The organism is Methylobacterium sp. R2-1, assembly GCF_014191355.1.
Taxonomy (GTDB): Bacteria; Pseudomonadota; Alphaproteobacteria; order Rhizobiales; family Beijerinckiaceae; genus Methylobacterium.
The window spans coordinates 81756-99206 of record NZ_JACHWM010000011.1; the positions used below are offsets into that span (position 1 = coordinate 81756).

Annotated in this window: 14 protein-coding genes; 10 read left to right on the forward strand and 4 right to left on the reverse strand. The window is 67.1% G+C overall.

The genetic code is table 11. The annotated features are described in order from the left end of the window. Positions 1–2: 2 nt before the first annotated feature. The 5 genes from FHU13_RS16255 (at position 3) to murD (ending at position 7490) form a co-directional block, all read left to right on the forward strand. Positions 3–1904 carry a peptidoglycan D,D-transpeptidase FtsI family protein gene (locus tag FHU13_RS16255; RefSeq protein ID WP_409518509.1) on the forward strand — a complete coding sequence of 634 codons (1902 nt, stop codon included), beginning with the start codon at positions 3–5 and terminating at the stop codon, positions 1902–1904. A 57-nt stretch (positions 1905–1961) separates the two neighbouring features. After that, on the forward strand, positions 1962–3440 hold the full coding sequence (locus tag FHU13_RS16260; protein WP_183436894.1) for a UDP-N-acetylmuramoyl-L-alanyl-D-glutamate--2,6-diaminopimelate ligase: 1479 nt from the start codon (positions 1962–1964) through the stop codon (positions 3438–3440). Then, a complete protein-coding gene (locus FHU13_RS16265) occupies positions 3437–4900 on the forward strand; it encodes a UDP-N-acetylmuramoylalanyl-D-glutamyl-2,6-diaminopimelate--D-alanyl-D-alanine ligase (protein ID WP_183436895.1) in 1464 nt (487 codons plus the stop codon). The genes FHU13_RS16260 and FHU13_RS16265 overlap by 4 nt, the downstream gene beginning before the upstream one ends. A 104-nt stretch (positions 4901–5004) precedes the next feature. Continuing rightward, positions 5005–6087 carry a phospho-N-acetylmuramoyl-pentapeptide-transferase gene (mraY, locus tag FHU13_RS16270; RefSeq protein WP_183437015.1) on the forward strand — a complete coding sequence of 361 codons (1083 nt, stop codon included), beginning with the start codon at positions 5005–5007 and terminating at the stop codon, positions 6085–6087. 26 nt (positions 6088–6113) lie between these two features. Then, positions 6114–7490, forward strand: a complete 1377-nt coding sequence (murD, locus tag FHU13_RS16275; RefSeq protein ID WP_183436896.1) for a UDP-N-acetylmuramoyl-L-alanine--D-glutamate ligase — start codon at positions 6114–6116, stop codon at positions 7488–7490. A gap of 8 nt (positions 7491–7498) precedes the next feature. Here the strand turns inward: murD and FHU13_RS16280 are convergent, their stop codons facing one another. Then, a complete protein-coding gene (locus tag FHU13_RS16280; RefSeq protein WP_183436897.1) occupies positions 7499–9403 on the reverse strand; it encodes a cation:proton antiporter in 1905 nt (634 codons plus the stop codon). A 386-nt stretch (positions 9404–9789) separates the two neighbouring features. On the opposite strand from FHU13_RS16280, the gene FHU13_RS16285 reads away from it, so the two are divergent. After that, positions 9790–11013: an ATPase gene (locus tag FHU13_RS16285; protein ID WP_183436898.1), complete on the forward strand. Its 1224-nt coding sequence runs from the start codon at positions 9790–9792 to the stop codon at positions 11011–11013. A gap of 127 nt (positions 11014–11140) precedes the next feature. Beyond that, positions 11141–11794 (forward strand): hypothetical protein, encoded by a 654-nt coding sequence (locus FHU13_RS16290; RefSeq protein WP_183436899.1) that lies wholly within the window; start codon positions 11141–11143, stop codon positions 11792–11794. Positions 11795–11913: 119 nt separating this feature from the next. On the opposite strand, the gene FHU13_RS16295 is transcribed toward FHU13_RS16290, so the two are convergent. Both FHU13_RS16295 and FHU13_RS16300 read right to left on the reverse strand, forming a co-directional pair. Beyond that, positions 11914–12573 carry a glycoside hydrolase family 19 protein gene (locus tag FHU13_RS16295; RefSeq protein ID WP_183436900.1) on the reverse strand — a complete coding sequence of 220 codons (660 nt, stop codon included), beginning with the start codon at positions 12571–12573 and terminating at the stop codon, positions 11914–11916. Positions 12574–12617: 44 nt separating this feature from the next. Continuing rightward, positions 12618–13490 carry an N-acetylmuramoyl-L-alanine amidase gene (locus FHU13_RS16300; RefSeq protein ID WP_183436901.1) on the reverse strand — a complete coding sequence of 291 codons (873 nt, stop codon included), beginning with the start codon at positions 13488–13490 and terminating at the stop codon, positions 12618–12620. 381 nt (positions 13491–13871) lie between these two features. Between FHU13_RS16300 and FHU13_RS16305 the strand changes: the two genes are divergently transcribed. Beyond that, a complete protein-coding gene (locus FHU13_RS16305; RefSeq protein ID WP_183436902.1) occupies positions 13872–14723 on the forward strand; it encodes a MoxR family ATPase in 852 nt (283 codons plus the stop codon). Positions 14724–14744: 21 nt separating this feature from the next. Here the strand turns inward: FHU13_RS16305 and FHU13_RS16310 are convergent, their stop codons facing one another. Beyond that, positions 14745–15710 carry a catalase family peroxidase gene (locus FHU13_RS16310; RefSeq protein WP_183437016.1) on the reverse strand — a complete coding sequence of 322 codons (966 nt, stop codon included), beginning with the start codon at positions 15708–15710 and terminating at the stop codon, positions 14745–14747. Between the two features lie 228 nt (positions 15711–15938). On the opposite strand from FHU13_RS16310, the gene FHU13_RS16315 reads away from it, so the two are divergent. Further along, complete coding sequence (locus tag FHU13_RS16315; RefSeq protein ID WP_183436903.1) at positions 15939–16919, forward strand: aldo/keto reductase; 981 nt, start codon at positions 15939–15941, stop codon at positions 16917–16919. Next, positions 16919–17446, forward strand: a complete 528-nt coding sequence (locus FHU13_RS16320) for a SixA phosphatase family protein (RefSeq protein ID WP_183436904.1) — start codon at positions 16919–16921, stop codon at positions 17444–17446. The genes FHU13_RS16315 and FHU13_RS16320 overlap by 1 nt, the downstream gene beginning before the upstream one ends. Positions 17447–17451 lie beyond the last annotated feature (5 nt).

Below are 17451 nucleotides of genomic sequence, written 5' to 3' on the forward strand. Positions count from 1 at the left end.
CCGTGTCCCAAGATCCGTCGCACGATCCGTCGCACGATCCATTGCCTGCTCCCTCGCTCGATCCTTCGCAGGAGGCGTCGGACGCGCTTGCGCCGGACATGACCGTCTCAGCGGCCATCCCGGCGGCGGATCCGGTTCCGGAGCGCGTGGTGAAGAGCGAGCCCCCGGCCTCGGCACTGACGCGGCTCGCAGGAATGATGTTCCGCCTCGCCATCGAGCGCTCCCACGCCCGCGTGGCGCTGGTCGGACTGGCCTTCACGGCAGTGTTCGTGACGATCAGCGTGCGGCTGATCGTGATGGCGGCGACTCCGGCCAGCAACAGCGACGAGCACCGCGTGGCGGCGGCCGCCACAACGACGATCCGCCCGGACATCATCGACCGCAACGGCGAGATCCTGGCCACCGACATCCGCACCGTCTCGGTCTTCGCCGAGCCGAAGCGGATGGCGCGCACCTTCGACACCGATGAGGCGGTCGAGCTCCTGACCGCCGTGCTGCCGGAGCTGAACGCGGCAGAGCTGCGCGCCAAGCTGTCCTCGAAGAAAGGCTTCGTCTGGATCAAGCGCGAGATCACGCCGAAGCAGCAGCTCGAGGTTCACCGCCTCGGCATCCCCGGCGTCGGCTTCCTGCCCGACCACAAGCGCGTCTATCCGAACGGCGTCGCGGCGGCGCACATCATCGGCGCGACGAACCTCGACAATATCGGCATTGCGGGGATCGAGAAGTACATCGACAACCGCGGGAACAAGGCGCTCAACGAGTTCGGGCTCGTCGCCAAGCAGACCGACCTCTCGCCGATCCAGCTCTCCCTCGACCTGCGCGCCCAGTTCGCCCTACGCGACGAGCTCGTGAAGGGCGTGGAGAAGTTCAAGGCCAAGGCCGGCGCCTCGATGATCCTCGACGTGACCACCGGCGAGGTCGTCGCGCTCGCCTCCTATCCGGATTTCGACCCCAACGAGCCGAAGGACGCCCTCTCGGACGACCGCATCAACCGGATGAATGTCGGCGTCTATGAGATGGGCTCGACCTTCAAGGCGATGACGCTCGCCATGGCGCTCGATTCCGGCAAGTACAACGTCAACTCGACCTTCGACACCCGCGGCGGCGTGCTGCACTGGGGCCGGCAGAAGATCCACGACTACCACGCCACCGGCCGCGTGCTGACCATGCCGGAGGTGTTCACCCACTCCTCCAACATCGGCTCGGCCAAGATGGCGCTCGGCGTCGGTGTCCCCGGCCACCGCGCCTTCCTCAAGAAGATGGGCCTGCTCGACCGGATGCGCACCGAGCTGCCGGAATCGGCCGCGCCGATCCTTCCGCCGCGCTGGGCCGAGATCAACACCATCACCATCGCCTTCGGCCACGGCATCGCGGTGGCGCCGATCCAGGCGGCGGCGGCGGTGGCGGCGATCGTCAACGGCGGCGACCTGATGACGCCGACCTTCCTCAAGACCGACGAGCCGACCGCGCGGGCCAAGGCCAGCCACGTGCTCAAGCCGGAGGCCAGCGAGGCGATGCGCTTCATCATGCGCCTCAACGCCACCGAGGGCTCGGCCAAGAAGGCGTCGATTCCGCTCTATTACGTCGGCGGCAAGACCGGCACGGCGGAGAAGGTCATCAACGGGCGCTACGCCAAGGACCGCCTGTTCACGACCTTCATGGCGGCAGCCCCAATGGATAAGCCGAAATACCTGTTCCTGACGATCATGGACGAGCCGCAGGGGCTGCCCGAGACCGGCGGCTATGCCACGGCGGCCTACAATTCCGGCACGGTAACGGGCAAGATCATCGAGCGGGCCGCGCCGATCCTCGGACTGGCGCCGCGCTTCGACCCGCCGGTCAAGCCGTTCCCGCTGATGGTGAAGCTCGGCGCCTACCACGCGACGATGGTGGACGGGCAGTGACGGCATCCTGTACCCGGTCGGCCTGACCCGCACGGACGCTTCCGAGGACGTTTCCCCATGAGCCAGCCGACGCTTGCTGACCGGTCTCTTGGCGACCTGTTTCCGGAGGCGGACGCGGCGATCGCCGGCCGTCCGGTCGCCGGTCTCACCGCCGACAGCCGCCGGGTCGTGCCCGGCGGCGTGTTCGTGGCGGTGCCCGGCACGGCTGCCGACGGCCGACTCTTCGCCGCCGCCGCAGCAGCGGCCGGCGCGGTGGCCGTGGCCGGGGAGGGGAGGCGCCCGGAGGACCTGCCCGAAGCGACGGCGTGGATCGAAGTGGCGGATGCCCGCCGGGCACTCGCGCTCGCCGCCGCCCGTCTGTCCGGGCGCCAGCCGGAAACGGTGGTGGCGGTCACGGGCACCAGCGGGAAAAGCTCGGTCGCCGATTTCGTGCGCCAGATCCTGTCGCGCCTCGGCCAGGAGGCGGCGAGCCTCGGCACGGTCGGCATCGTCACGAACCGGGGCGCGGCCTACGGCTCGCTGACGACGCCCGATCCCGTTACCCTGCACGAGACGCTGGCACGGCTGGCGGGGGAGGGCATCACCGATCTCGCCATGGAGGCCTCCTCCCACGGCATCGAGCAGCGCCGCCTCGACGGGGTGGAGCTGACGGCCGCCGCCTTCACCAATCTCGGCCGCGACCACCTCGATTACCACCCGACCATCGAGGATTATCTGGAAGCCAAGCTCCGGCTGTTCACGACGCTGCTGCCGAAGGGCCGCCCGGTCATCGTCAACGCCGACGGTGCCTACGCCGAGCGCGTCATCGGCGTAGCCGACGCCGCCGGGCACATCATCCGGACCACGGGACGCAACGGCGACTTCATCCGCCTGATCGAGGCAGGCACGGAAGGTTTTTCGCAGCGGCTGACACTGGCTCATGACGACAGGGAATACCGTGTGAGCCTGCCACTCGTCGGTGGGTTCCAAGTCGAGAACGCCCTCGTCGCGGCGGGCCTGGCCCTGGCGACGCCCACGGGCGCGGCCGATCCGGCGGGCGTCTTCGCGGCTCTCGAAGGGCTGACCGGCGTGCCGGGCCGCATGGAGCGCATCGGCCAGGCGAACGGGGGGCTTTGCCTCGTCGATTACGCTCATAAGCCGGAGGCGCTGGAGCACGTGCTGACGGCGCTCCGCCCCTTCGCCGGCGGGCGCCTCGTCGTGGTGTTCGGCTGCGGCGGCAACCGCGACGCCGGTAAGCGCCCGATCATGGGCGCGATCGCCGGGCGCCTCGCCGACCGGGTCATCGTCACCGACGACAACCCTCGCAACGAGGAGCCCGCCGCGATCCGCGCGGCCATTCTGGCCGCTGCTCCTGAGGCGGAAGAGATCGGCGATCGGGCCGAGGCGATCCGAGCGGGCGTGCGCGGCTTAGAGCCGGGCGATGTGCTCGTGGTGGCTGGCAAAGGTCATGAAACCGGCCAGATCGTCGGGTCACGCGTGCTCCCGTTCTCGGATCACGACACGGTGCGCGCCGCGATCGCGGAGTTGAATGGATGACCGACGCCCCCCTCTGGACTCCGGCGGCCCTGGAGACCGCAACCGGCGGGCACCTGATCGGCGCGCCGCGCGCCATTATGGGCGCCTCGATCGACACCCGCAGCCTGGAGCCCGGCGACCTGTTCTTCGCCATCCGCGGCGAGGCGCGGGACGGGCACGACTTCGTGGCGGCCGCCTTGGAAAAGGGCGCGGGTGCCGCGGTGGTCGCAGCCTCGCGCGCGAGGGAATTCGAGGGAATCGGACCGGTTCTCGCGGTGCCGGGGGAAGGCGAGGATCCGGTGCTGGAGGCCATGCACCGCCTTGGGCTCGCCGCCCGCGCCCGAACCGGGGCCGCCATCGTCGCGGTGACCGGCTCCGTCGGCAAGACCGGCACCAAGGAGGCGCTGCGCCACGTGCTCTCGGCGCAAGGCGCCACGCATGCCTCGATCGCCTCCTACAACAACCATTGGGGCGTGCCGCTGACGCTGACGCGGATGCCGGAAGGCACCCGCTTCGGCGTGTTCGAGATCGGCATGAACCACGGCGCCGAGATCCTGCCGCTCACCGCGATGGTGCGGCCGGACGTGGCGCTGATCACCACGGTCGAGCCGGTCCATATCGAGCATTTCCAATCGCTCTCGGCGATCGCCGACGCGAAGGGCGAGATCTTCTCCGGGCTCAAGCCCGGCGGCGTCGCGGTGATCAACCGCGACAATCCGAACTACGAGCGGCTGCTGGCCCACGCCCACGCCTCGCGGGCCGGGCGCGTCATCACCTTCGGCGAGCACCCGGCAGCGGATGTGCGGGCCAACCGCATCCTGACGCGGCCCGACGTCTCGGTGGTCGATGCCACCGTGATGGGCATTCCCGTCACATACCAGCTCGGGACGCCCGGCCGGCACGTGGCGATGAACTCGCTCGGCGTTCTGGCCTGTATCCATGCGCTCGGCGCCGACCTTGCCCGCGCCGCCCTGTCGCTGGCAGGTCTGAAGCCGCCGGTCGGGCGCGGCGAGCGCACCGCGCTGCGGATCGGGGAGGGCGAGGCCTTCCTCATCGACGAGAGCTACAACGCCAACCCCGCCTCGGTCCGCGCCGCCTTGGCGACGCTCGCCGGCATCGAGACCGGCGCCAAGGGCCGGCGCATTGCCGTACTCGGCGACATGAAGGAGCTGGGCGCGGCCGGCGAGGCGCTTCACCGCGAACTCGCGGATGCGGTGGCCGCGAACGGCATCGACCTCGTCTTCGCCGTCGGCCCCTTGATGGCGCACCTGTTCGAGGCGCTGCCGGTGCCGGTGCGGGGGACGGCCGCGCCGACCGCCGAGGGCGTTACCGACGCCGTCCTCGCGACGCTGCGGCCGGGCGATGCGGTGATGGTCAAGGGCTCCAACTCCATGCGCATGGTGCGCATTGTCGAAGTCGTGAAAGCCCGCTACGCGGTCGCGCCGGACCCGCGCGAAGCCTCGCTGAACGCGGTCCGCTGACTTTCCGATCACCGGTCAGGCCCCGCGCCCGGCCGTTCCTTCCGGCCGTGCACGACGCCGTGCCGGGCGTGTCGACAAAGAACCTGCCGCGGGCGGACGAACGCATGCTCTATCTGCTGTCGGAACTGAGCGGCACGCTCACGCCGCTCAACGTGTTCCGCTACATCACTTTCCGCACGGGCGGGGCGCTGTTCACGGCGGGCTTCTTCGTGTTCTGGTTCGGGCCCTGGATCATCTCGCTCCTGCGCCTGCGCCAGGGCAAGGGCCAGCCGATCCGGGAGGACGGTCCGGCGACCCACCTGACCAAGCGTGGCACGCCGACCATGGGCGGCCTGATGATCCTGGCCGGCGCCGTAGTCTCGATCCTGCTCTGGACCAATCCGCACAACCACTACGTCTGGGTGACGCTCGCCGTAACCCTCGGCTTCGGCGCGATCGGCTTCTACGACGACTACCTCAAGGTGACGAAGCAGTCGCATAAGGGCTTCTCGGGCCGCTTCCGCCTGTTGCTCGAATTCGCGATCGCGGGCGCGGCCTGCCTGATGATCTCGATCTACTCGCCGCCCGCGCTGCAGAACCAGCTCGCCTTCCCCGTCTTCAAGGACGCGCTGCTGAATCTCGGCTGGTTCTGGGTGCCGTTCGCCGCCTTCGTGATCGTCGGCGCCGGCAACGCGGTCAACATCACAGACGGTCTCGACGGGCTCGCCATCGTGCCCGTCATGATCGCCTGCGCCACCTTCGGTGTGATCGCCTACCTCGTCGGCAACGTCATCTACGCCGGCTACCTGCAGGTGAACTACGTGCGCGACACCGGTGAACTCGCCGTCGTCTGCGGCGCGGTGATCGGGGCGGGGCTCGGCTTCCTCTGGTTCAACGCACCGCCCGCGCAGATCTTCATGGGCGATACCGGATCGCTGGCACTCGGCGGTCTGCTCGGCTCGATCGCAGTGGCCGCCAAGCACGAGATCGTGCTCGCCATCGTCGGCGGGTTGTTCGTCCTGGAGATCATGTCGGTGATCATCCAGGTCCTGTCGTTCAAGCTCACGGGCAAGCGCGTCTTCCGCATGGCGCCGATCCACCACCATTTCGAGCAGAAGGGCTGGAAGGAGCCGCAGGTCGTGATCCGCTTCTGGATCATCGCGGTCATTCTGGCGCTGGTCGGGCTTGCCACGCTGAAGCTGCGCTGAGCCTCGGCCGGACGAGAGACACAACCATGACGCCAGCCACCACCTTTGTCGGCCAGAAGGTCGCCCTGTTCGGCCTCGGCGGGTCCGGGCTCGCCACGGTCCGCTCGCTCCTGGCCGGCGGTGCCGACGTCCTGGCCTGGGACGACAACGCGGGCAGCCGCGACCGCGCCCGCGAGCAGGGCATCACCGTCACGGATCTCAACGAGGCCGATTGGTCGGGCTTCTCCGCCCTGGTGCTGGCGCCCGGCGTGCCGCTGACCCATCCCGAGCCGCACTGGACGGTCGGATTGGCGCAGCAGGCCGGCCTCCCGATCATCGGCGACATCGAGATCTTCTGCCGCGAGCGCGCGGCCCTGGCGCCGGACGCGCCCTTCGTCGCCATCACCGGCACCAACGGCAAGTCCACCACCACCGCACTCACCGCCCACCTGCTGCGCCATGCCGGACGCGACGTGCAGATGGGCGGCAATATCGGCACCGCGATCCTGTCGCTGGAGCCGCCCGCCTCGAACCGCATCCACGTGGTCGAGCTGTCCTCGTTTCAGATCGACCTGACGCCCTCGCTGAAGCCCAGCGTCGGCATCCTGCTCAACCTGACGCCGGACCATCTCGACCGTCACGGCACCATGGAGAACTACGCCGCGATCAAGGAGCGGCTGGTGGCAGGCGCGGATCTGGCGGTGATCGGCGTCGATGACGCCTACTGCGCCGCCATCGCGGAGCGCCGCACGGGCGAGCGCATCCGCCTCCATGTCGAGGGCCACGGCAACGGGGCGAGCGACTACGTCGGCGCCGCCGGCACGGTGCGTGGTCCCGACGGTGCCGTGATCGCGGAGGTTTCCGGCATCCAGTCCCTGCTCGGCGACCACAACCTCCAGAACGCCGCCGCGGCGGTCGCCGCTGCGATCCGGCTCGGCCTCAGCGGCGAGGCCATTGCAGCGGGGCTGAAGAGCTTCCCCGGTCTCGCCCACCGCATGGAGCCCCTGCGCCGGATCGGTGCGACGCTGTTCGTCAACGATTCAAAGGCGACCAACGCCGATTCGACCGAGAAGGCCCTGCTGGCCTTCCGCGACATCCACTGGATCGTCGGCGGTAAGGCGAAGGAGGGTGGCATCGAACCATTGGCGCCGCTGTTCGACCGCGTGGCCCACGCCTACCTGATCGGCGCATCGAGCGACGCCTTCGCCGCGACGCTCGAAGGGCGCGTGCCCTTCACCCACTGCGGCACGCTGGAGGCCGCGACCGAAGCGGCGGCGCAGGCCGCCCGCAGGTCCGGGACGGAGGCGCCCGTCGTGCTGCTGTCGCCGGCCTGCGCCTCCTACGACCAGTTCCCGAATTTCGAGGTCCGCGGCGACCGGTTCCGCGGTCTCGTCGCTGCCCTGCCGGGCGCTGCGGCGGACTGATCCCGCTCTCAGGCGCTCTTCCCGATCGGCTGCGCTTCGGCCGGCACCTCGGCGGCGTTAATTTCCACCGCGCTCTCGCGCTCCGTGTGGCGCCCCTTGCCAACCGTGCGGCGGGCGCGGAAGGCGGGCCGCGCCTCCGCTTCCCGCCGCTTCAGCATGGTGCGGAACTCGTCGCGCCGCTCGTGGATCGAGGCGATGACGTGGCCCATCGGCACGCCGACATCGACGAGCACGGCCTCCGAGAGCTGCAGCGAGGCTTCGATCGTCTCTGGCACCGCGTCGTCCACACCCATCTCGTAGAGCTGCGTGGCGTGGCGCGCGTCGCGGGCGCGGGCGACGATGGTGAGGTCCGGCCGCTCGGCGCGGGCCGCCTGCACCACCGCCTCCACCGCACGCGGATTGTCGAGGGTCACCACGAGGGCACGGGCCGTGGCGATGTCGCAGCGGCGCAGCATCTCCGTGTTGGCGGAATCACCGAAATAGACCGGGCTGCCGAGCCGGCGCTGCTCGCCGACGCGGGCGGGGTCCGAATCGAGGGCGATGTAGGGGATGGCGTGGCGCTTCAGCATCTCGCCGACGAGCCGCCCGACCCGGCCGTAGCCCGCGACGATCACCCGGTTCTGCTGCGGGTCCGGCACCGGCTCGGCCCGCGCCCGGCCGAGCGCCTCCCTGGACACCCGCTTTCCGATCCGGCGGCCGAGCGCCGCGAGGCCGGGGATCGCGATCATAGTCACGGTGGTGACGATGAGGGCGGCGCCCCCCACCGGCTCCGGAACCAGTCCCGCGGCCATGGCACCGCCGATCAGCACGAAGGCGAACTCGCCGCCGGGGCCGATCAGCAGCGCCGTCTCCAGAGCGACCGCGCGGGAGATCCCCATGATGCGGGCGCCCCCCAGCACCACCGCGCCCTTGATCAGGAGCAGCCCCAGCGACAGGCCGAGGATCGCGCCCGGCGCGGCGACGAGCTGGGCCGGGTCGAGGTTCATGCCGACCGAGACGAAGAACACGCCGAGCAGGAGCCCCTTGAACGGGTCAATCGTCGCCTCGATCGCCCGGCGATACTCCGTCTCCGCGAGCAACAGGCCGGCGACGAAGGCGCCAAGCGTCATCGACAGGCCGCTTCCGGCCGCGACCAGCGCCGTCGCCACGATGACGAGCAGGCAGGCGGCCATGAACAGCTCGGGCGAGCGGGTTCGCGCCACGAGGTGGAAGAGCGGGCGGAGCGCCATCCGGCCGGCCACTACGATCACCACAAGGGCGACCGCCGCCTGACCGAGCGCAAGGGCGAGGGCGCCGCCGAGGTCACCGCCATCCTTCCGGCCGAGCACGGCGATGGCGAACAGGATCGGGGCGACCGCCAGATCCTGGAACAGCAGGATCGCGAAGCTGGTGCGCCCGGCCGGCGTGCCGAGCCGCTTCTGCTCGGCGAGCACCGGCAGCACCACGGCGGTGGAGGAGAGAGCGAGCGCGAGCCCCACCAGGACCGCGCCGGCCACCGGCTGATCCAGCGCAACGAGGATCGCGGCGATGACGGCCGCGGACGCCGCCACCTGGATCGCGCCGAGGCCGAACACGAGCCGGCGCAACACCCTCAGGCGCTCCCAGGACAGCTCGATCCCGATCATGAACATCAGGAAGATGACGCCGAACTCGGCGAGATGCGCGATCTCCGAGCGGTTGCCGATGGTGAAGGGGGCAAGCCACGGATGCGCGTCGGCGAAGCGGCCGAGACCGAACGGGCCGAGCAGCGCTCCGGCGCCGAGGAAGCCGAGCACCGGACTGATCTTCAGGCGGTGGAACAGCGGCACGACGATCCCGGCCGTGACGAGAAAGAGGATCGCCTCCCGGTAGCCGCCCGCATGCGCGCCCGCTTGCGCGGCGATCTGGGTTCCGGCCTGCACGGGGTCGGTCATCGGGGTTGTACGCTGACGCTGGAAGACGAGAAGGAGGGCGGTCCGGCTCCTTGCAGCTTCGATGCCGCCAGGGGATCCAGGCGCATCATGGGCGGCGAGCCGGTCGCGGAGCAACCGTTTTCAGCGCCGGCCCGCGGTTTTCGCGCCCCGGCTTCAGGGTGCCTCACAACGCGCCCGATCTCGGACCATTCTCGCTCCGGCGACGAAAGCGCGGCGTGCGTTTCGCGGGAGACACCCAGCCTGGGCGGTCAGGCTCCGCCGCCATCCACCGCTCATCGCTCTGGCCGGCACAACTTCGGCACAATACGCGCTTACGCTCGGGTAACGCGATGTTAGGAGGTAGCGGGTCCGCCGCCTCCGGAGGCCCGCAGCAGTCCAAGAAGCGCATGAATTTCTTCCGCAGACAGCCTCCGAACCGGGACGTGCAGCGCGAGCGGCGCGACTGGGTGCTCGACCAGCAGCGCTGGAAGCACGAGCGCGACATCGAGCGCGGGTACCGCATCAAGTGGGGCTACGTCGCCATCGCCTATCTCGTCGAGTTCATGGTGATCGGCGCCTCGCTGTGGGGCGCGTGGCTGTTCGCGGGCTATTACAGCGACGGCGACGAGCGGGCGTTCTACTTCATGCTGCTCGCGCCGCTGGTCTACGCCGCGGTGGAATTGTGCCGCGTGCCGCTCGGCATCCTGGCGCGCACGCAGCGCTCGTGGTTCGTGAAAGGTCTAGCGATCATCGGCATCATCTTCGCCGCGGGCGTGACGACCAAGTCGGTGTCGCAGCTCGGCGAGATGATGTTCCATCCCCGCCTGATGGATGCGGCCAAGGCCAAGACCGCCCTCAAGGACGCGCAGGCCGATCGCGACAGCATCGATACCCGGATCGCCGCCGCCAACGCCCGTGTCGAGCAGTACACGAACGAACTGGAGCAGATCGAGAAGCGCTCGGCCGAGAACGCCTCTCAGCTCGCCGGGCTCCCGGCGCAGCGCTGCGAGCGCGTCTACGGCACCAACAGCCGCGGCATGCGCTACTCGAACCTCAAATGCGTCACCGACCCGCGCACCGCGACCCTCAACGCCGCGGTGGCCAAGGCCGGGAACGACCGCAGCGGCATCGTCAAGGAACTGGAGGAGGCACGCAAGGCGCGCGGGCTCCTCGACCGGGGCGCCGCCGACCGCAAGGTCGCCGATGCCGAGCAGGCCTACCGCAACGCGGTCAACCGCTCGCAGCTCCACTCCTTCACCGCCATGGTCTACGGCGTCGATCCGATCGACGTCAGCGACGCGCAGGTCCACGCCTTCCTGCGCATCTTCGTGTTCGTGCCGGCGCTCTGCGCCGCCTTCGCCTCGACGATCCTGGCGCTCTCGGCCGTCTCGGTGCGCAAGACCTTCATGGACGAGGACGATCTCGGTGCTACCGTGAACCCCGAGGCCACGCCCTACCTGCTCGCCTCCATCGCCGAGGGCGTGCGCCAGGAGATGGCGCTGGCCCAGCCGAGACCCGTCACGCGCGACGCATCGGTGATCCCGCTCGAGCGGCGCACGGCGCCCGTGGTGCCGCCGCCCCCGCCGCCCGCCAACACATCCGGCAACGCCCCGACCGGCGTGACCGCGTAAGTTCCTCGAACCGCTCCCGATCACGCTGTGATCGGGAGCGGTTCGAATCCCTGTTTCAACGCGCTCTCCTGCGCCGAACCGGCGGCCACTTCGGCGGAGAGCGCTGCTTCAAGTCGAGCGCCCGGCCATGAGCATCCACACCGAGGGCACGCACGAGAACATCGTGCTCGCGCAACATGTCAACGGCCGCCTGCGGGCGGAAGCACGGATGCACTTCGCCCGCGCCTTCCTGCTGCGGGCGATCGGAGCCGGCGCCTTCTCGGCGCTCGCCGGGATCGGTATCGGCGCCGCCTGCTACGGCTACGCCTACATGAACCAGTTCGACTCGGCGGCGGAAAAGATCGCCAGCGCCATGCAGACGGCGCTCTCCGATGTGACGCTGAAGACCAAGGGCGAGGTCACGCTCACCGACAACACACTGAAGATCGAAGCCCTGCCGGCGCAGAAAGCCAACGCGGTGCCGACGCCGACCAAGGCCCAGCTCGGCACCGACGCCGTGCCGGCCTCGCAGGCGCCGGTGAATACGACCTTCACGGTGTTCAAGCAGGTGCCCTATCTCGACGGGCAGATCGTCACCGGCTGGAACTTCAAGGCCAACGAGGAACGGCCGTTCCAGCAATATTGCTACTTCTCCCGTCGCTCGAACGAGTCGAAGGGACAGGTCGAAATCAAGATCGACCTCGCCATGGACGGCAAGACGCTTCCGCAGCCGCAGAAGTCAGACGTGAACCTCGGCATCCTGGCCACCAACTGCGTGTGGCATGACGGGAAGACGTTGTAGCCGGGTCATGAGCTTCGACGATCGAGCGGAAGCGAAAAACCTCGGCATCAGATCAACCGAGGCGCATCCGCTGCATCGCCTGCCCGCTATCGTAAGAATTGCGCCGCCGCCCAACGAAACTACTGATACTTCAAAGCCGTCAAAAACGCTTTGCCATAATCACCAACGATCGTTCCAATTTTCTTGCCGCCGGCCCATTTCGGTTTCACATTCTTGTCGCCGTTGATCAGAGCGCGCGCATCGAACCAGCGCTGTGATGAGCCATTGAAGTAATCAAACAGTGTTCCACTCGCAGGGCGAAAGAGCCCATCCATCATTCCCGTAATGAGGATTGTCGCCCCGAGTGCCGGATCGAGGACAGCATCCGGGTCATCGTACAACCGATCATTCATCCCGAGATGCTTGCCCATCTTTTTATAATTCACGCCATGTGTGAGCTGGACATATCCTCTTCCGTAGTAGGAATTCCCATTCGGATGACGAGTGGCGTAATTATAGATGCCCTTTTTAGCGCAGTATTTCGTAACCGTGTCATATGCATCCTTATCTGTCGTCGCAAATCCCTCTCGAACGGGCTGCATGCGCGCGCCAGTTTCATGCCATGCAGTGGCCAACTCGTAGGCGAGCCATTCCAGGGCATCATAGGAAACGATCTTATCCCAGACATCGAATATGGCATCGAAGCCATGCATGCGCTCCGGCGTGAGAGACTTGCCATTGAGGGCAGAGCTTGGAAAGTGCTGCTTAAAATAATGCCGATCGACCACCGGTTCGGTCATCGCACCTCTCCCAAGAATAGCTTCGGAAAGAAACTTCAACTCAGTCAAGACAAAGCAACATCCTCGATCGTTTTTCCCCGGGCCCGGATGGCCCGGTGCATGTCCCAACAGGTAAAGCTTGTCCAGTAGGGAAGTCTGACCGCGCCAATATCATTTTGGAATTGATCCAGCGCCCGTTGGCTCCACTCGCCCCAACTTCCGTCGGCTCCCCATGGGCCAAGGTCGTATCCCAGAAATAACAAGGCTTTCTGCCGCGCGATCGTACTCCAGAAGACTGTCCACACGTCTGGGATCGAAGGATCCTCATAGATACCGCGGAGAACGGTAGCGAAGGGAAATCCGGCAACATCCTGCTTGTAGCCTGGGCAGATGTCATGATGGCCATGATGATGGGCATGCGGAATATGAGGCCACCGCGCGATGATTTCCTTGCCGACGGAAATCATCATCTCAACTTGTTCATCGGTCCAGGGCTGGACTTTCATCACCCATTTGGAGTCCGTGTCGACAGCGGTAATCCAGTCGTCCTTCGCGGGAAAGCCGGCCCGCTCGTAGCCCACATTGCATGTTTCGATACCGATACAGGCACGAGCACCCTTGGTTTTTCCGTCTGATTTCTTGCCGTCCCAACGGAGCCGCTGTTCTTTCCCGGCATGCCACGAGCGATTATCAAGACGGACGTATCGATCGACACCTTCAGCGAATGTCCGTCCGATACCGTAATGCGCCGATGAGACCCCCTTGTTCGTCGCATTCTCGCCGCCGAGCACGCGACGCGTCGTCGCCAAGTCGATGATTGCGGTCCAGTGCCACGTCACGCCCATCGGCTTGTGATCCGTGGCGCTCGTCCATCCCTTCGAGACGGAGTGACCAGCTTTCAAGGGGATTATAGCGTCATCATTGAATGTGAAGCTCATCGTGAATCTTACCTCCGTCAGCAAAGCCGTTGAATATTTCTATTCAAATGTTATTCGAGCAGAATCAAAATGCAATGCTCACAACTCTGCACACCGAAGGGCCGGTGTCAAATCATCCCACAACTGCTTCAACCGTACGGCCGATTTGATCCCCCGGCAGAGGTGCTTCATGGCCGAAAAGCAGAACGAACTCCCCTGAAACGATATCTCCTGAAAATTGCAGGCGGCAGGGAAACGTTAAATCTCACGATCACGCGTGATGATGAAATATCTCACTAATCTTCTCAACTCATGGTGCAATCAGCTAGGTGCCGCCGGAGACTTGCGGCGATGCATCGTACAATCTAACTACCGTGCTCAGCCCTTCCGCATGAGTAAACGATGCGCTTCACCGGAACCGAGTCCTACGTCGCGCCGCCCGATCTCACCACGGCGGTCAACGCCGCGATCGTGCTGGAGCGCCCGCTTCTGGTGAAGGGCGAGCCCGGCACCGGCAAGACCGTTCTGGCCGAGGAGATCGCCCGCGGCCTCGGCGCGTCGCTGCTGACTTGGAACATCAAGTCCACGACCAAGGCGCAGCAGGGCCTCTACGAGTATGACGCGGTCTCGCGGCTGCGCGACTCGCAGCTCGGCGACCCGCGGGTCTCGGACATCGCCAACTACATTCGCCGCGGCAAGCTGTGGGAGGCGTTCACCGCCCCGCAGCGGCCGGTGCTGCTGATCGATGAGATCGACAAGGCCGATATCGAGTTCCCCAACGACCTGCTGACCGAACTCGACCGTATGGAGTTCCACGTCTACGAGACCGGCGAGACGATCCGCGCGGTCAACCGCCCCATCGTCATCATCACCTCGAACAACGAGAAGGAGCTGCCGGACGCCTTCCTGCGCCGCTGCTTCTTCCACTACATCAAGTTCCCCGATGCCGAGACGCTGAAGGCCATCGTCGAGGTGCATTATCCGGGCATCAAGCACCGCCTCGTCGAGGAGGCGCTGCGGGTATTCCTGGAGACCCGCGAGGTGCCCGGCCTCAAGAAGAAGCCCTCGACCTCGGAACTGCTCGATTGGCTCAAGCTCCTCGTCTCCGAGGATGTCCAGCCCGAGACCCTGCGCGAGCGCGATCGTACCAAGTTGATCCCGCCGCTGCACGGCGCACTGCTCAAGAACGAGCAGGACGTGAGCCTGTTCGAGAAGCTCGCCTTCATGATGCGGCGAGAGGGCAGGGGCGGCTGAGCCGCCCCGTTCCCAGGCCGGTCAGTTCGTCCGGCGCGAGAGCGAGACCGCGTAGGCCGGGGAGCGGACCGCGAACATCGGATCGTCGGTCGGGCCGGCGATCCCCTCCGGCAGTTCAACCACCGGGTCGAAGGTTCGTGCGTCGCAGGTGGCATCCGGCTCGATCGCCGTGATTGCGAGAGTGCCGAGCATCTCGGTCTTTCGCTGCTCCTCCGGCCACTGGACGGTCGGATCGCCGGTCGGGTCGCCCGGCTCCGCCAGGATCGCGACGAGGTCGAAGCGGGCCGGTCCCCGGCCCAGACGTTCCTTCAACTCGTCGGCGTAGAAGTTGTCGGGCTTCACTTTCAGCTCCTCGTCGCTGAGACCCGCCTTCTCGGCGGCCACGAACTTCAGCCTCGCCGTCTTGGTCTCGCCCTTCGCATTCGTGAGCGTGTAGGCGTGGACACCCCAGTAATCGACGCCGGCGAAGCTCGCCGGCACTGGCCGCGCGTTGAGCCAGGCTGCCTGACGGGCCGTCTCCGGATTCGCCGCCCCGAAAGCCTTGACCTTCTCGGCATCCGGCTTGCCGTCCGGACCCGGCGCCCGAGCCTGGAGGAAGGACAGAAGTTGCTCCGGGGTGCGCGTCGAGAAGATCGGCGCGGAGATCACGACGAACACCATGTCGCCGGAAGGATCGCTCATCCGCATGGCGAAGCCGCGGGTGACGGGCTTGGCCTTGTCCGAAATCTTCGGGTTGCTGCCGCCCATCGAGAAACGGGCCGTCACCGGCACCGCCTTCTGGAACTGGGGTGCCTTCGACAGGGCGGCAGCGCCGGGCGCAGGGGTGAACTCGCCCTTGAGGCAGATACCCTTGGCCCCGCTGGCACGCACCCCCGTATGGTTTCCGCCGGCCGCAAACATTCCGGCGACAATAGCGGCCGGGTCGGCCTCCTCGGCGCGCGCGGCGCCCATGAGACAGCCGACCGCGGCCGTGCAACCAAGGAGCATGCGAAGCCGGATCATGGGACAGTCTCTCGGTTTAGAATCACGCCAAGCGGGACGCCTCCCGTCATGAATTGCGCGCAATCTTTTTACAAGCGTGGTGTTCGTCACGGCTTCGTCACAGGGCAACGGATCCCAAGGACGCGAACCGCTCAGACCCGCGGTGACGATCCCCGGCAGCGCCCCATGTAACTGCGCGTCGACCACCCGCGTGAAGTACTGCGATGCACTGACATGAAGACGAAAAAACTCGGCCGCACCGGCCTCGACATCTCGCCCCTCTGCCTCGGCTGCATGACCTTCGGCGTGCCGGAGCGGGGTCCACATTCGTGGACCATGCGGGAAGAGGAGAGCCGGCCGCTGATCAAGCGGGCGCTCGATTTCGGGATCAACTTCTTCGACACCGCGAACTACTATTCCGACGGCACCTCGGAGGAGATTGTCGGGCGCGCGCTGAAAGACTACGCCGACCGCGACAGCATCGTGCTGGCCACCAAGGTCTATTACCCGCTGACAAGTCAGCCCAATGCCGGGGGCCTATCGCGCAAGGCGATCTTTTCGGCGATCGACGCCTCGCTCAAGCGACTCGGCACGGATTACGTCGATCTCTACCAGATCCATCGCTGGGACTATGCCACGCCGATCGAGGTGACGCTGGAGGCGCTCCACGACGTCGTGAAGGCTGGCAAGGTCCGGTATATCGGCGCCTCATCGATGTTCGCGTGGCAGTTCGCCAAGGCGCTCTACACCGCCGACCTGAACGGCTGGACGCGGTTTGCCACCATGCAGAACCACCTCAACCTGCTCCACCGCGAGGAGGAGCGCGAGATGATCCCTCTCTGCGCCGACCAGGGCATCCCGCTCCTGCCCTGGAGTCCGCTCGCCCGCGGTCGGCTCACCCGCGACTTCGATGCCGGAAGCGCCCGGCAGGAGAGCGACCTCGTCGGTAAGAAGCTCTACGACGCCACGGTCGAATCCGATCGGCAGGTCGTCGAGGCGGTGGCCGAGGTGGCGCGGAACCGCGGTGTGCCGCGGGCGCAGGTGGCGCTCGCCTGGGTGATCCAGAAGCCGGGCGTGGCCGCACCGATCATCGGCGCCTCGAAACCCCAGCATCTCGACGATGCCATCGCCGCCCTTGATCTCACGTTGACGCGGGACGAGATCGCGCGGCTCGAAGCCTCCTATGTCCCGCACGCCGTGGTCGGATTCCAGTGATGCGCCGCCTGCTGCTCCTGCGCCACGCCAAATCCGCCTACCCACAGGGCGTGGGCGATATCGACCGCCCGCTCAATCCCCGCGGGCGCGAGGCTGCGCCGCTGATGGGCGCCTACATCGCCCGCGAAGCGTTGACGCCCGACCATGTCATGGTCTCGCCGGCCCGGCGCACCCAGGAGACCTGGGAGGGGGCGCGGGCGGAGTTGCCCGAGACGCCGATGGAGACGATACCCTCGATCTACGAGGCGCCTGCCGGGCGCATCCTCGACGTGATCCGCACCGCCCCCGCGGAGGCGAAGAGCCTGCTCGTCATCGGGCACAATCCCGGCCTCGGTGACCTTGCCCTGCGGCTCGTGGGGGAGGGGCCGAAGGAATTGCAGAAGGATCTGCGCGAAAAGTTTCCGACCGCGGCGCTCGCCGTGCTGGAGTTCGACGCGGAGGGCTGGGAGGACATCGCCACGGGTGCCGGGCGTCTCCTGCGGTTCGTGCGCCCACGCCAGCTCGCGGCGGACATGGACGATGATTGACATGG